Source organism: Streptomyces dangxiongensis, from assembly GCF_003675325.1.
Taxonomy (GTDB): Bacteria; Actinomycetota; Actinomycetes; order Streptomycetales; family Streptomycetaceae; genus Streptomyces; species Streptomyces dangxiongensis.
The window spans coordinates 7,986,514-8,000,902 of sequence record NZ_CP033073.1 but is presented as its reverse complement, the minus strand read 5'-3'; the positions used below and the strand labels follow the sequence as shown (position 1 = coordinate 8,000,902).

General features: G+C 70.2%; 11 protein-coding genes and 3 pseudogenes. 7 read left to right on the top strand and 7 right to left on the bottom strand.

Translation table 11 applies throughout. The features are described from left to right. Window positions 1-180: 180 nt before the first annotated feature. The 3 genes from D9753_RS35795 to D9753_RS35785 form a co-directional block, all read right to left on the bottom strand. Window positions 181-1,281, bottom strand: coding sequence for a helicase associated domain-containing protein (locus D9753_RS35795; protein WP_240468405.1), 1,101 nt, complete (start codon window positions 1,279-1,281; stop codon window positions 181-183). Between the two features lie 340 nt (window positions 1,282-1,621). Continuing rightward, window positions 1,622-1,990 carry an STAS domain-containing protein gene (locus D9753_RS35790; protein ID WP_121790756.1) on the bottom strand — a complete coding sequence of 123 codons (369 nt, stop codon included), beginning with the start codon at window positions 1,988-1,990 and terminating at the stop codon, window positions 1,622-1,624. Next, window positions 1,987-3,411, bottom strand: coding sequence for a PP2C family protein-serine/threonine phosphatase (locus D9753_RS35785; protein ID WP_240468404.1), 1,425 nt, complete (start codon window positions 3,409-3,411; stop codon window positions 1,987-1,989). The genes D9753_RS35790 and D9753_RS35785 overlap by 4 nt, the downstream gene beginning before the upstream one ends. A gap of 518 nt (window positions 3,412-3,929) precedes the next feature. Here D9753_RS35785 and D9753_RS35775 point away from each other — a divergent pair. The 3 genes from D9753_RS35775 (at window position 3,930) to tkt (ending at window position 7,714) form a co-directional block, all read left to right on the top strand. Continuing rightward, window positions 3,930-4,292 carry an ATP-binding protein gene (locus D9753_RS35775; protein WP_240468403.1) on the top strand — a complete coding sequence of 121 codons (363 nt, stop codon included), beginning with the start codon at window positions 3,930-3,932 and terminating at the stop codon, window positions 4,290-4,292. A gap of 82 nt (window positions 4,293-4,374) precedes the next feature. Next, window positions 4,375-4,797 (top strand): STAS domain-containing protein, encoded by a 423-nt coding sequence (locus D9753_RS35770; RefSeq protein WP_121790755.1) that lies wholly within the window; start codon window positions 4,375-4,377, stop codon window positions 4,795-4,797. A 706-nt stretch (window positions 4,798-5,503) separates the two neighbouring features. Beyond that, on the top strand, window positions 5,504-7,714 hold the full coding sequence (gene tkt / locus D9753_RS35760) for a transketolase (protein ID WP_121790754.1): 2,211 nt from the start codon (window positions 5,504-5,506) through the stop codon (window positions 7,712-7,714). Window positions 7,715-7,864: 150 nt separating this feature from the next. Here tkt and D9753_RS35755 read toward each other — a convergent pair. Continuing rightward, window positions 7,865-8,524, bottom strand: a pseudogene (locus tag D9753_RS35755) (transposase); the annotation flags it as partial. On the opposite strand from D9753_RS35755, the pseudogene D9753_RS35750 reads away from it, so the two are divergent. Together D9753_RS35750 and D9753_RS35745 are read left to right on the top strand one after the other, a co-directional pair. Further along, window positions 8,515-8,742 (top strand): annotated as a pseudogene (locus D9753_RS35750) (transposase family protein); the annotation flags it as partial. The pseudogenes D9753_RS35755 and D9753_RS35750 overlap by 10 nt on opposite strands. A gap of 28 nt (window positions 8,743-8,770) precedes the next feature. Then, window positions 8,771-8,992: pseudogene (locus D9753_RS35745) on the top strand (DUF2283 domain-containing protein); the annotation flags it as partial. 181 nt (window positions 8,993-9,173) lie between these two features. Here D9753_RS35745 and D9753_RS35740 read toward each other — a convergent pair. Then, the gene (locus D9753_RS35740) at window positions 9,174-9,725 is read right to left on the bottom strand and encodes an ATP-binding protein (RefSeq protein ID WP_240468402.1); all 552 of its coding nucleotides are present in this window, start codon (window positions 9,723-9,725) and stop codon (window positions 9,174-9,176) included. A gap of 614 nt (window positions 9,726-10,339) precedes the next feature. Between D9753_RS35740 and D9753_RS35735 the strand changes: the two genes are divergently transcribed. Continuing rightward, window positions 10,340-10,738: a hypothetical protein gene (locus D9753_RS35735; protein ID WP_121790751.1), complete on the top strand. Its 399-nt coding sequence runs from the start codon at window positions 10,340-10,342 to the stop codon at window positions 10,736-10,738. Between the two features lie 474 nt (window positions 10,739-11,212). Here the strand turns inward: D9753_RS35735 and D9753_RS35730 are convergent, their stop codons facing one another. Together D9753_RS35730 and D9753_RS35725 are read right to left on the bottom strand one after the other, a co-directional pair. Beyond that, a complete protein-coding gene (locus tag D9753_RS35730) occupies window positions 11,213-11,551 on the bottom strand; it encodes a thioredoxin family protein (protein ID WP_121790750.1) in 339 nt (112 codons plus the stop codon). 549 nt (window positions 11,552-12,100) lie between these two features. Continuing rightward, window positions 12,101-13,240, bottom strand: coding sequence for a PucR family transcriptional regulator (locus D9753_RS35725; RefSeq protein WP_121790749.1), 1,140 nt, complete (start codon window positions 13,238-13,240; stop codon window positions 12,101-12,103). 87 nt (window positions 13,241-13,327) lie between these two features. On the opposite strand from D9753_RS35725, the gene D9753_RS35720 reads away from it, so the two are divergent. Continuing rightward, window positions 13,328-14,383, top strand: coding sequence for a ferredoxin reductase (locus D9753_RS35720; RefSeq protein ID WP_121790748.1), 1,056 nt, complete (start codon window positions 13,328-13,330; stop codon window positions 14,381-14,383). Window positions 14,384-14,389: the final 6 nt, after the last annotated feature.

Sequence of the window (14,389 nt, the reverse complement as noted above, 5' to 3'; positions counted from 1 at the left end):
CCCGAGGTACGCCTGTCCGCCTGCTCCGGCGAACCAGGACGCCCCGGCCGGGTGGCTCAGGCGACCGTGTCGTAGTCGTCGGCGTCGAGGTCGAGGTGGTCGTTCAGCCGGTAGCGCTGCCTCTTCGTAGTCCCGTACCTGGATCGGCGGCAATCTGGACTGGCAGCGCGAAACCCCCCGCTACCGCAGGACAGAAAGGTCCACGTCGGATCCGCGCCGATGGGGCCGCTTCACCGACACCCTCGTCCGGCACATCCCCGCCTTCACCTGGCCGGACGCCCCTGCAGCCACCGGCACGGCCGCTTTCGCCGCTGGCCGGCTGCCGTAGCCGCGGGACCGTTGTCCGCCCGAGCTCGCATGCCCGACGACGGGCGTCTGCACCAGGACGGCCGGGGCGGCGTCCTCGGTCGTCCAGTCCCCGTCGAACAGGGCGGCGACCAGGCGCGCGTCCGCTTCGGGGAGCTGGCCGGAGCGGTGCCGGTGGCGGGCCTTGGCCAGCCAGGCGCCGATTTGGACGGTGTCGCCGTCGACGCGGATCGTCTCGCGGGCGGATGGGTTGCGGCCTTCGCGGTGCAGGAAGAGTTCCAGGAGCTGGACGGTCTGGGCGAAGGTACGGCGGGTGCGACGGGCGGGGGCGAGCGGGTTGCTTGTGGGGGTGAGGCCGAGGGCGTTCATCAGCCGTTGCTGGCCGGGGTGAAGGTTGTGCCAGGTGGTGAGCTGCCGGGCCAGCCAGGAGCCGATCTTCACGCCTGCGAGCTGGGTGTCGCGGGTGAGGGCGGCGGGGTCGGCGCCGGAGGCGAGGTGGGCGCGCAGCAGGTGGTATTCACGGTGCCAGTCCGCTCCGTGCGGGAGGCGCCAGTCGGCGGCGAGGGTGGTGAGAGCGTCCGCGCGGGCGCTGGCCAGCTCGTTCTTCGCTGCGAGGTGGCGTTGCTCGGCGAGCCAGGCTCTGACGGGGGTGGTGGCGGGGGCGGCGAGGCGGCCGTGGGTGCGGTGGTAGTCGGCGGCCGCGGCCAGGCGGGAGCGCCAGGCGGCGTCGTGCTTGTCCCAGATCATGCCCAGGGCGTCGAGTTCGGCGGTCCAGTCGGCTTCGAGGCGGCCGGCGGTGTGTGCGTCGCGCATGGTGGTGATGAAGGTGCCCAGCCGGTAGCCGGTGGGGTCGGTGTAGTCGGCGGGGACGTCGAGGTGGCCGTACTGGTCGCGGTAGGACTGGGCGGCGGCAAGCCCCAGGCGGCGGGAGCGGGAGACGGCCGGGTCGCGGGGGTCGAAGGAGGCCAGGTCCATCGCCTGGGCGATGCGTTCACCCCCGCAACGCCGGCCGCCCCGGCCTGACGGCGACAGTCCTCGAGGAGTTCGCGCGGCCGCGGCTGCTGATCGAAGGCGCCGAAGCGGCCGGCGACCCGATCGAGGTCCAACTCCCCTCCGAGCGTCACGCTCCACGCCGCCGCGCCGACGTGGAGCGCTAGGAACGGAGTAGATGAGCGCGCGCCGCGACCAGTACATCGGTCGCGACGCGCGCTCAGCCATGCCCGCCCGCGCCACCGCAGGGGAACGGCTGGGCTGGGCTGTGCCGACCGAACTCGCTGATGCCGCCCGCCGCTGCGCGCGACAAACGACGAAAGGTTCAGGGGGTGGTGCAGTTGCCCTGGCTGGCGGCGAGGGCGGCCTCGGCGCTGGGGTAGGCGGGCAGGAAGGTGTCCATCCCGGTGACGCTGAGCAGGCGGTCCAGCCGGTCGGGGATGGCCGCCAGGGTCAGGGAGCCGTCGGCGTCCTTGGCGCAGCGCCAGATGCCGACGAGGGCGCCCAGCCCGGAGGAGTCGCAGAAGGTGACGTCCGAGAGGTCGGCGACCAAATGGGGGTGGCCGTTCGCGATGAGCTCGAGGGCGCGGGTCCGTACGGCGGGTGCGGTGGTGATGTCGAATTCGCCGGACAGTGCGAGCACGGCCAGGGCGCCGTCGGTGTGGGGGACGTCGATGTGGAATGCGTCGGTCATGGGCGTCGGTTCTCCTGCCCGACGGAGACGTCGGTGGTCGGGGCGGCGGCGCTGTGGGCGGTAGTGGTGATGCCGGCGGGAGCGGCATCGGGTGTGGGGACGGAGAGGGCAAGCAGCGCCACGTCGTCGCGTTCGGTGTCGGGGAGGGTGTCGAGGAGCGCGACGGTGTCGTCGATCAGGGCACCGGCACTGACGGGCGCCGGTCGCTGGGCCAGGAAGTCCGTCAGGCCCGTGTCGGCGAGCATGTGGCCATCGGCGGTGCGGGCCTCGGTCAGCCCGTCGGTGTACAGCAGCAAGCCCTGGCCGGGTGCCAGGTGCAGGGTGCGTGAGACGAAGGCAGCTTCGGCGATCGCGCCGACCAGCATGCCGCCCTTGGCACGGACCGCCTCGACCTGCACACCGCCGCCCCCGGTGGGGCTGAGGTGGTAGGCGGGCGGGTGACCACCGGTGGCCAGCGTGACCGTGAAACCGCCGTCCCGGGCGGGATCGAGCAGGCCGAAGACGGCGGTGCAGAAGCGGGTACCGACCGCGGCGTCCAGCAGCAGTGCGGTGTTCAGGGCTTTGAGTGCGGCCGTGGGGTCCGCGTCGACGAGGGCTGCGGCCCGCAGCGTGTAACGGGTCAGTGAGGTGACCGAGGCGGCTTCGGCGCCCTTGCCACACACATCGCCCAGGAAGAACGCCCATCGGCCCCCGCCGACGGGGAAGACGTCGTAGAAGTCGCCGCCCACTTCCTGCGGGGAGGCGGTCTTGTAGTGGCAGGCCAGCTCAAGCCCCGGCACCGCGGGCAGCGCGGGAGGCACCAGGGTGCGCTGCAGGGTCGAGGCGAACGCGGCGATGGCCGCCCTGTCCCGCTCCGCCCGCTTCCGGGCCTCTTCCTCCGCCTGACGCTTCTCCTGCTCGACCCGACGGCGCTCCTGCTCGGCGCGCACCACGTGCAGCGCGGACAACCGCAGCTCCAGCTGGTCACGTACCACCGCGGCCAGGTCCGCCAGCGTGGCCGAATCCGCCTCGCTGATCTCGCGGGGACGGGTGTCGAGGACGTTGACCGTGCCCAGCCGGTATCCGTCGGCGGTGATGATCGGAGCGGCGGCGTAGAACCGCACCCCCATCGGGCCGGCGACCAGCGGGTTGGAGCAGGCGACCGGATCGAGGAGGGTGTCGGGGATGACGGTGGTGTCATCACTCAGCACTGCCGAGGCGCACAGGCCCGGATCGCGGCCGATCTCGGTGACGCCTTCCAGGCCGTGCGTGGCCTTGAACCAGATCCGGTCCTCGTCCACGATCGTCACCGTCGCCACCGGCACCTCGAACAGGCGCGCGGCCAGCGCCGCGACCCTGTCGTAGGCGCCGTCCGGAGGGGTGTCGAGAATGTCGTAACGGCGCACCGCCGCCATCCGCGCCGCCTCGACCACTGCGGCCACAGGCTCGCTCGGTGCTATCGCAGGCGGACTCGCTTGCTCCGGCATGTTCCTCGTCTCGCTCATCCCCCCAGGAAGGCACCGACCGGACAGCCAGCACCCCAGAACCCTACCGAACGCCCCCCACCCGATACGACGGCGAGCCTCGTGGAACGGCCGCCGAAGCACCGACCGCAACCAGGGGGAGTGATCGGCGGAAAGGCTGAACGTGACGGCCTTCTTGGTCCGGCGGTTCATCGACCGCGGCCTGCTGGTCGACCTGAACGCGAACCCGGACGGGACGCTGCACCAACCCCGGACAGGTCGACCAGGTCTGCCGCGACACGAGGACCTGGCGGAGCTGGTCGCCGCCGACACTCCGCTCGGACCCGAACAGGCCGCCGCCCGGCTCCGGGTACGCCGTGCCGACTTCGACCGCGTGGCACGGCTCGGCTGGGTCCGCTCACCTCAGTCGATCGAGGTCCGCTTCGACAACCTCGCGGGCCGGGGCCGTCGACATCGCGCTCTGCACCGGCAGTCAGGTGGACGGGCTGGAGGAACCGGTCTCCAGCGCGGTCCCCGACGCCCGCGACCTGGTCTCCAAGGTCATGCGCGAGTGGGGTCTGCGGCATCTGGCGAACGACATGATGCTGATCGCGGACGAGATGGTCGCCAACGCCGTCCGTCACGCCAGGACACCGTTGCGCGTCGAGCTGCGGCGAGCCGGTGAACACGTGGTCCTGGAGGTGACGGACAGCAGTCGCGAGGAGCCTCGTGTCATCGTTTCCCAGCCCGGGGAGTTCGGGCACCGGGGCATATTCCTCATCGACGCCATCGCGACACGATGGGGCACCCGCCGGATCGACGGAGGAAAAGTCGTGTGGGCGGAGGTCAAGACCTCATGACGACGTACCCCGGTCGACTCCTCGACCGCCACCAGGACCATCAGCCCACCCATTCGCCCCGGATACAGGAGAGCCGCTCCCGATGACCCCCTCCCCCGGCCCCGAGGCGCACACGGCCTCCGACAGCGCACCACAGGTCGACGCCGACAGTCTGCTTCCCACCGGTCCGACACTGGCCCTCGCATCGCGCCGCGGCCCACGGCACGCGGTCGTCGCCGTGGACGGTGCCATCGATTACCACACCGCGCCCCAGTTGCTGGGACATCTCGCTACCACGGAGATGCAGAAGGTCCCGCTGCTGATCCTGGACCTCACCCAGGCGGACTTCTGCGACTCCAGCGCGCTGGGAGCCTTCGTCGAAATGCACCGCCGCCGTTCGGACGCCGGGCACCGATTCGCGTTGACCGGTGTTCAACCGGAGGTCAGACGCATCCTCGAACTCACCCGTCTCACGTCCGTCCTGCCACTGCACGAGACAGTCAAGGACGTGCTCTCCGAAGACTGACCAGCTCACCCACCAACCGGTATCGCACCAAAGGAGAACAGGCGACGGACGGCCCGGACGGCCGTGGCCCAACAGCCGGAGGCCCCTCCGCGACACGAGTCCTGTTTGCCCCCCTGCCTATGGGTACTCGGAGGGGGCAGGCCGAAACCCAGGCAATGCCCCAGTGGAGTGCAGCAAGTACTTCGCGACCCCATGAGGATGCGCGCCCATGACCACCATGAACCCGCCCGGTACTCCGGCTGAACGCGCAGGCAACGACTCCACGACTCACCAGGTCCGCAGGCATTCGACCGAAACGAAGTCAGCGCTGAGACCACCGAGTTCTTTGTCTACGTCGCTTCAGTCGTCGCGGTCCTGTTCGCCTCCACGCTCGTCGGAAGCGACGACGGTCACGCCGACTACTTCCGAGCCGACAAGGCATGGCTGTACATCGTGATCCTGACCGTCGGTTACATGATCAGCCGAGGACTGGCCAAGTCCGGCAGCCGCGACTCCTACGACGACAACCGCTGAGCGCCCCCTGTTAACCAGGCTCCAGGAGCCGGGGACAGAGAAGAGTTCCCAGCCTGCGTAATCGCCCGCCTGTTGATGCAAAGCGCCAGGCGGGCCTTCCCCTGTTCATCCAGAGGCGGCTTTCGCCACTCACGCGAAGGCCGGCCACAGAACCCGAAGTCCGGCTCACCGGTTTTCGTGAGGAGCAATTGGCATGGCAAGCAAGGAGTCGAGCATCCAGCGGAACAGGTCGGTGCCCCTGCCGGTGGCGGAGCGGGCCGGCTGGGACGCGGTGGACGTGCGCGCGGTCGACACCGCGCGGCTGCTGGCGGCCGACGCGGTCCAGAAGGCGGGCAACGGCCATCCCGGGACGGCGATGAGCCTGGCCCCGCTCGCGTACCTGCTGTTCCAGAACGTCATGCGGCACGACCCGGCTGACGACCAGTGGCTGGGGCGCGACCGGTTCGTGCTCTCCTGCGGACACTCGAGCCTGACCCTGTACATCCAGCTCTATCTCTCCGGGTACGGGTTGCAACTGTCCGACCTGGAGGCGTACCGGACCTGGGACTCGGCCACCCCCGGCCACCCGGAGTACCGCCACACCCGTGGCGTGGAGATCACCACGGGCCCGCTGGGCCAGGGTCTGGCGAGCGCGGTGGGCATGGCGATGGCCGCACGCCGCGAGCGCGGTCTGCTGGCCCCCGACGCGGCGCCAGGCACCAGCCCGTTCGACCACCACGTCTACGTGATCGCCTCGGACGGCGACATGATGGAGGGCGTCGCCTCCGAGGCCGCCTCGCTCGCCGGCCACCAGCAGCTAGGCAACCTGATCACGTTCTACGACTCCAACCACATCTCCATCGAGGACGACACCGACGTCTCCTTCAGCGAGGACGTTCCCGCCCGGTACGCCGCCTACGGCTGGCACGTGCAGACCGTGGACTGGACGCGCACCGGCTCGTACGTCGAGGACGTCGACGCGGTGCTGGCCGCGGTCGAGGAGGCCAAGCGGGAGACCGGGCGCCCTTCGCTGATCATGCTGCGCACCCTGATCGGCTGGCCCGCGCCGAACAAGCAGAACACCGGGAAGGCGCACGGCTCGGCCCTGGGCGATGACGAGGTCGCCGCCACCAAGCAGGTGCTCGGCTTCGACCCGGAGCGCACCTTCACCGTGGAGGACGACGTGCTGAGCCGGGCCCGCGCGGTGGCCGACCGGGGTCGCGACGCGCACGCCGAGTGGGAGCGGGGCTTCGCGGCGTGGCGGGAGGCGAACCCGGACCGTGCCGCGCTGCTCGACCGGCTCCAGGCGCAGGAGCTGCCCGACGGCTGGGCCGACGCGCTGCCGACGTTCCCGGCCGACCCGAAGGGCATGGCCACCCGCAAGGCGTCCGGCCAGGTGCTCGCCGCACTGGCGCCGGTACTGCCGGAGCTGTGGGGCGGCTCGGCGGACCTGGCCGAGAGTAATAACACCACCATGACCGGCGAGCCCTCCTTCGTTCCCGCCGACCGGCAGACCAAGGAGTGGAAGGGCGGCCCGTACGGCCGCACCCTGCACTTCGGCATCCGCGAGCACGCGATGGGCTCCATCCTCAACGGCATCGCCCTGCAGAGCCTGACCCGCCCCTACGGCGGCACCTTCCTGACGTTCTCCGACTACATGCGCCCCGCCGTACGCCTGGCCGCGCTGATGCAGCTACCCGCCACCTACGTCTGGACCCACGACTCCATCGGTCTGGGTGAGGACGGCCCCACCCACCAGCCCGTGGAACACCTGGCGGCCCTGCGCGCCATCCCCGGCCTGGACGTGGTGCGCCCCGCCGACGCGAACGAGACCGCCGCCTGCTGGCGCACCGTCCTGGAGCACAAGGACCGGCCCGCCGGGCTGATCCTGACCCGGCAGAACCTGCCCGTCCTCGACCGCGACAGCGGGAGGTACGCCCCCGCGCAGGGCGCGGCTCGAGGGGGATATGTCCTGGCCGACGCGGCGGACGGCGCCGCGCCGGACGTCATCCTGATCGCGACGGGTTCCGAGGTACAGATCGCCCTGGACGCCCGCGAACTGCTGGCGGCCGACGGTCTCGCGGTGCGGGTGGTGTCGATGCCGTGCCGGGAGTGGTTCGCCGCCCAGTCCCCGGCCTACCAGGACGAGGTGCTGCCCCCGGACGTGCGCGCGCGGGTCAGCGTAGAGGCTGCGGTCGGGCAGGGATGGCGCGAGGTGGTCGGCGACGCCGGACGGATCGTGAGCCTGGAGCATTACGGAGCCTCCGCCGACTACCAGCGCCTGTACGCGGAGTTCGGCATCACCCCGCAGGCGGTTGCCGAGGCCGCCCACGACAGCGTTCGCGACACCCGCCAGGCACCACGACCCGGCGGCCACCAGCGCACCTCCGCCCCCACCGGTGGAGGCACCGGCGACCACCCCTGACGGCCCCGCCCTACGAAGGCGGTCCCAGCGGGTTCGGTGGGGCAGGCCCGCTTCACGGGCACCGGAAACGGCGGTGCGGAGCAGCGGCGGCAGTCCGTCGCCGCCGACGTGGACCCGTGCGGAGTCGGTCCTCGGCTCAGCCACCGAGGGCAAGGCTAAGAGGACGTCGATGCGGCGTCGGGCGAGGAAGACGAGGGCTGCGACGTGGTGTTTTCCTTCGCGTCGTTTCCTGTCGCCTCGTTTCCTGTCGTAGTAGGCGCGCGAGGCTGGCTGGGACAGTGAGGCGAAGGCGGCCAGACAGAAGGCCCTCTTGAGCTGTTTGTTGCCGCGGCGGGAGGGGTGTTCGCTGCGGATGGAGGAGCCGGATCTGCGGGTGGCGGGTGCGAGGCCGGCGTAGGCGGCCAGGTGGCCTGCGGTGGCGAAGCTGCTGCCGTCACCGACGACGTCGACGAGGATGCGGGCTGCGGTCCTGACCCCGATGCCGGGCATCGAGATCAGGACCTGGGAAAGAGGGTGTGCCTCCAGCAGTTGCTCAATCCTTTTGGCGAGGAGGGCTCGCTGGTCGAGCACGGCGGTGAGCGAGGCGGCGAGGCTGGGGACGATCAGCGCAGCGGCGTCGGTGCCGGGAACGATGACAGTCTGCTCGTCGAGTGCGTCGAAGATGTCCTCGACGAGCCGTTCGGTCATCCCCGGGGCCTTGGGCCGCAGCATTGATATCAGCCGCCGCCTGCCGGCCTTCCGCAACTGAACCGGAGAACCGTAGCGTTCGAGCAGATGAAGGATCGCCTGATGGTCCAGGCGAGGGCCCACAGGGGACGATCCGGGTGCCCTACCGCGGCCGCTGGAGCGCGCTCCCAGCCGGGAAGCGGGCGGTGAACTCCTCCCACGCCAGGATCCGAGCCGTCGGAGAGCAGGCCAACGCCACCCTGAAGAGTTGGCGGCTCCTGCGCAAACTCCGTTGCGGCACCACCCGCATCACCGACATCGTCAAGGCCGTTCTGGCCTTGCACCTCGCCACGGCAGCCTGAGGTCGCTACAGACGTCAGAGTCACCTACGACGAGACCGTGGACGCAGCGTACATATACCTCACTGAACCGCAGGCCCGCGTGAAGTCCGCGCGCATGTATCCCTGCAATCCGGTGGACGTCGACGGCATGATTAACCTCGACTTCGACGAGCAGGGCCGCCTCATCGGCATCGAGGTGTTGGCGGCGAGTTCAAAACTGCCCGAGTACCTGGTCCAGTCCGCGGAGCGACTGGACACCGAGGGTGCATGACCAGTCGAGCACCACGCTCGCGGCGAGCAGGTTGGAAAAGGCTCATTCACGGATAACGTCACCGCGTGGCCGCCGCCGTGACACTTCAGCGACCTGGCGGCCCAGCGGGTGCGGTGCGCCTGCCGTCCACCGAGTCCAGTTGTCTTCGCTGTCAGTTGTGGACCGGTGACGCTGGTCGTGTTCAGCCCGGGAGAGCCGTTCCGCCAAGACCGGTGGTGCTCTGGTTCGGTGTCAGGGACAGATGGGCGGTGATCCGTTTTCCCGTTTCACGAAGCGCGACGACGACCCTGTCGCTGACCGTGTGCACCAGGTGCAGCCCATGACCGCCGATGCGGCGCGGGTCGGCCTTCTTCGCCGCCGGCTTGTCGGTGGAGCTGTCCCACACGGTGATCGTCAACTCGTCGCTGGACAACTTCAGGGTCATTCCGCAGGGGCCCGGAGCATGCCGGACGGCGTTGGTGACCAGCTCACTGGCGGCGAGTTCGGCGTCTACGGCCAGGTCGGCCGACACTGCTGTGCGGCCGGTTCGGGGGGCGTGGCTCAGCAAGGCGCGCAGGGCCTGACGGGCGTCTGCGGCACGGGCCGCGCCTTCCCCCCAGGTCGCGCCGTACCGCAGCGGCGGGCTGCCATCCTGACCGTGCGTGTCGGCCTTCCGATTCCTCAGCGGGAGGACCATATGGTGCCCTTTCGTCGCGTTCACCTTCCCTGTTCTCTCGCGTACCCGGGTGCCCACCACACACACCGCGGACGCTCCCCACACCGCCGCACGGGTCAGGACTGGGTAGCGGCGTCGCTGTCGGGGAGAAGATCTGGTCGAGGCAGGCTCCGCTACCCACCACGCACACCAGCACCGCGATGGTCATCACGTACACACGGGTGCCGAGCGGGGACGTCATGGCCAGCAGTATGTCCACGCCCTCGGGGCCTGCGGCTGGGGTGCTCGTGAAACTGGGCTGGCACCCCTGACGGGGGTCCTGTTGTCAGTGGTGCCAGGGACACCGGTCGCAAGCCTCAGCGCCACAGCCGCAGCTCAGGGGCCGGTCTTCCTGGACGAAGGATTGGCACATGCTCACCGAAGCACTCATGGCCGTGGCTGGAGCGGGCGGTGCCGCCGTCGTCCGAGCAAACGCGTAGCCCGTCTGCTGGGGCGCGGAGACACTCAGCGCGAGCGTGCGGAGCTGGAGCGCCTGGACCGTACTGCGCAGGCGTTGGAAGAAGCCGATGCCACTGGCGATGCGGAGCGCGCGCCTGCGCCAGGAGGCGTCGTGACAGACCCGTTTCGAGTCGCTTCTGGAGACCCTGGAGGACTCCGAGCAGCAGCAGGTCGCGACCGAGCTTCAGGCGCTGGTGGCTGAGCAGCAGGAATTCGCGGCCCGCCCGGGCGTGTTCGGCAACACCTTCAACGGCCCCGCTGCCCCGCAGGTCGGAAACCACAACCAGCAGGAGAACCGCTTCAACATCGCGAGCTACCTGCCCGCTCCCATAGGCCCCCGGGTCGTCCTCCAGGTCTCCAACTCCATCCCTGTCTACGACCTGCCCGACGGCAGTCAGGACCTGGGCGATCATTTCGTCAGCGTGGAGGCGGTCGACGCGGGTGACCAGCCGATCGCCATCACCAGCTGGGGCATCGAGCTCCCCGGTGACCGGCGCATGTTCGTCACGCGAGGGGAGAACTGGGCAACTCCCGCTCCCCCACGTGCTTGCCCCCGGTGCCCCTCCCGCGCGGTTCCTGATCCGAGCCGATGAGCTGCGGCGGGTAGAACGGGAACAGCGCATCCCGTACGCGCAGATGCGGCCGTACGTGGGGCTGGCCGACGCGACGGTCATCCACGCCGACCGCAGCGTGCCGTTGTCCAACTGACGGAAGCCTTGACGAAGGGGCGGGCTGCCAAGGTGTTGGCAGCCTGCCCCTTCGACCTGACTCGGCAGGTCAGGTGTGCAACACACCTCGGGTGCTGCAGTGTGGTGTTGCAGTGGTGGCCGGACCGCGCGGGGCGGTCGGCGGCTACCGCTGGCGCGGGATGGTGACCCGGACCTCCGCCAGGACGATGCCGGTGGTCGGGTCGCGGTGTACGGGGACGTACAGGCCCCAGACCACCCCGAGCGGGCCCTGCGTTATGTGACCTGTGGGGATCTCTCAGCCCCAAGGTGTCTCAGGCGGCGCGCAGCTCCCACAGACGAGACGTGACGGGCGTCGCGGCCACGTGCCGCAGCGGCCGCTCAGAGGTGGCCGTCCAGGAACTTCCGTACCTCGGCGATGGTCGTAGGCCCCGTGCCGTGCGCCACCGCCTCTCCCTCCTTCAGCAGGACGTAGGACGGGGCTCCGGTGATCCCGTATCGCTCGGTTGCGGCCGGACAACGCGTGATGTCGGCCCGGACGGCCGTCAGGCGGCCCGTGTAGTCGTCGGCGATGCCACCCACGACGAGGTCCATCACCCGGCAGGGCTCGATTGCCTTGGGCCATGTCCCGGTGAAGTATGCGAGGACCGGAACTCCGCTCATCCCGAGGATGAAATTGAACTCCGCGTCCTCACGGGGTCGGTGAACCCGCTTCGTCATGGAAGCTCCTGATCTCACGTTCCGTCATTCCATCCCCATCATCCCTCGCGCGGTGTGCCAGGCCGGCCCGGTCGGTCGTCCGGTTGACCTGTCGGAAGGGAGGCAGGGGGCCGTCGCAGAACCACGGTGGTCCCCGGCGCGAGCGGCCCGGCCCCCCGCCCCTGGTGACCCGGCCTGGCCGCCCCGCCGGTCACCCGGCTGCAGCCCGCCGCGCGCCCGTGGGTCAGCTCGTGCCAGGACAGCGCTCCACGACGACATGAAAGCCGTTTTCCAGGGCGTAGTGGCCCAGATCACCAACCAGATGCTCGATGAGCGGGCCGGTGCGCATCGTCCACCGGATCCAGTCGAGCCCTATCCGCCACCGCGCTTCTCAGAGACAGCGCCCCCGACGGGCTTCCCGAGGCCTTGTCTGGTCTTCACATCGACCCCCGGTCTCAGCCGGCTAATACCTCTCTTCCCCGGGCCGCATGAGCCAGACTGATGGCACCGGGAACGAGGCACGATTCCTGGACCGCTCGCGGACGCGGTCGTGGACGGTCGAAGTACGCGTCAACTGACCCGAAGACCGACCGCCAGCGTCAGTTCAAGGACCCGGTGTGGCGATGCGAGATCCGGAAACAGCTCCCGTAGCTGCGACATCCGGTACCGGACCGTCTGGGGATGGACGAACAACGCCGCCGCCACCTCGTCCCGCCTGCCCTGGTGCAGCAGCCACGCCCGCAACGTCTCCTCCAGTCGCCGTGCCGTCGCGACGGGCAGGTTCCGCAACGGTGCGAGGGCTCGGGCACGCAGGTCCGCGAACGCGTCCGCGTCGGCGCTCAGCACCAGCTCGGGCAGGTGGTCCTCGGTGTCGCGGATATCGGAGGAGAGGGAGCGCGCGCGTACGGCTCGCGCGTACGAGGCGGACGCACGAGTCCATGGCCGGGCCGGGCCGACCACGGCGGTGCGGTCGGTTAGCTGCCGCAAGAGATGTGATCGGTCGGCATCGGGGACGAGCAGCACACCGGTGGCGTCCGGCAGATCGTCGAGGACGAGGGTCCTCGGGTCGAGCGCGCGGTAGGCAGGACGGGCCTGGGCGGCGGGCAGCAGGACCGCGGTCAGCGAAACCGGAGGCTGCCACCCGGCCCGTTGAACGGAGGCCAGCAGCACGTCCGGGCTCGCGCCGGCGAGGAGGTCGCGGGCCAGGTGTTCCAGGTGACGCTCATGGGCCCTGCCCTGGGCGGCCAGTTCGTCGGCGTGGCCCGCGGCGCTCGCGGCGGAGAGCTCGTCGATGTAGGCGAAGGTCAGCTCGGCGAACTTGGCGACCTCGGCGGCGGGCAGACCTGCGGGTACGGCACCCGCTGCCAGGCATCGCCAGGCCACGCGGGCGCCGACGCGGTAGGCGCTGAGCAGGGCGTCCATCGAACGGCCGTCGCGCACCTCGCCGCGGCCCAGCTCGTAGGCTGCGTCACCGGCGTCGCCGCCTGTGGCGTTCCCGCTCGCGAGGTCCAGGTAGTGCCCCAGGGCGGTGCGGACGGCTCGGCGGATGGTGGCGCCCATGTGGCCCGAAAGGGCGTTGGCGTAGGGAGGTACCTCGTCGATGATCGCCTGGACGACCTCGTCGGCGGTGGTCTTCAGCGCGGCCCGAAGTGCGGTGACCGTCGTCTCATCGAGGGTCAGTTCGCTGGCCCTCCGGATTGCGTGGCTCACGTTTTTGTTCCCTGCGAACAATTCAGCCGACCAGATTTACGTCCTGCGGTCAGGACTTTACGCCTTGAGGCGCAGCAAGCTGGAGCCATGACAAGTGCAGCCCTCCGCAGCAGGGCGTGGAAACTGCTGGAGATGGTCACGACGCCGCTGCTGCCGTCGGACTACCTCGACCTGGTCAGCCCGCTGCGTGCGGGCGCTGACCTGCGTGGGCGCATCGAGGCCGTGCACCCCGAGACGGGTGACGCCGCGACTGTCGTGATCAGGCCGGGACGGGGCTGGCGCGGCCACACAGCCGGTCAGTACGTGCGTATCGGGGTCGACGTCGACGGGGTGCGCCTGTGGCGTGCCTACTCCATCACCTCGCCGACGAACCGCCGGGACGGCCGCGTCACGATCACCGTGAAGGCGATCCCGGACGGCAAGGTCAGCAACCACCTGGTCCGCAGGGCGAAACCTGGCACGCTGATCGAGCTGGACCAGCCGACCGGTGACTTCGTGCTGCCGCAGGCCAAGCCCGCCAAGGTGCTCTACCTGACGGCCGGCAGCGGCATCACGCCCGTGATGGGCATGCTGCGCGACACCGAGTTCGACGACGTCGTCATGGTCCACTGCGCGCCACAGCCGCAAGACGTGATCTTCCGCAACGAACTGCACGACCTGGTCGCGGACAGGAAGCTGCGGCTCACCGAGGTGCACACCGACACAGACGGCATGCTCGACATCGCCCGTCTCGACGAACTCGTGCCCGACTGGGCCGAGCGCGAGACCTGGGCCTGCGGGCCCGCGGGCCTGCTCGACGCCGCCGAGGAGCACTGGAGCGAGCACGGCGTACAAGAGCGCCTGCACACCGAACGCTTCCGCCCCAGCATCGTCGTCGCCGGCGACGGCGGCGAGGTCACGTTCAGCGCCACCGGCAAGACCGTCGACGCGGACGGCGCCACGCCGTTGCTGGACGTGGGCGAGGAGGCCGGCGTGCTCATGCCCTCCGGGTGCCGCATGGGCATCTGCTTCGGCTGCATCACGCCGCTCAAGGCCGGCGCCGTCCGCGACCTGCGCACCGGCGAGATCACCGAGGCAGAGCCGGGCGTCCTCATCCAGACCTGCGTGTCCGCCGCGGCGGGCCCCTGCGACATCGAACGGTAGGAGCAC